This is a genomic window from Pseudoalteromonas sp. MER144-MNA-CIBAN-0113, assembly GCF_040308965.1.
GTDB classification, from domain to species: Bacteria; Pseudomonadota; Gammaproteobacteria; order Enterobacterales; family Alteromonadaceae; genus Pseudoalteromonas; species Pseudoalteromonas tetraodonis.
This window is the reverse complement of the sequence record NZ_JBEOOG010000599.1, coordinates 1-237: the sequence shown is the minus strand read 5'-3', so window position 1 is coordinate 237 and position 237 is coordinate 1. Positions and strand designations below refer to the sequence as shown.

The following is a 237-nucleotide window of genomic DNA, read 5'->3' as shown; positions in this document are numbered from 1 at the left end:
TGATACCGGTATTCATGCATTTGGCTGGAGCCGCCAAAAGGCAATTGACTACTTGGCAGATCACACTGCTTTGCCACAAAGTGCGGTGGAGGATCAAATAGATCGTTATATATCATGGCCAGGCCAAGCGCTCTCTTACAAAATGGGCGAAATAAAAATACGCGAACTGCGTGCAAAAGCCGAAAAAGAACTCGGGGCCAAGTTTGATATTCGCAGCTTTCACGACACTGTTATAGG

General features: G+C 46.4%; 1 protein-coding gene. It reads left to right on the top strand.

Translation table 11 applies throughout. The annotated features are described in order from the left end of the window. Positions 1-237: DUF885 family protein (locus AAEY57_RS21100; RefSeq protein WP_350608797.1), on the top strand; the 237-nt coding region annotated here is incomplete at both ends.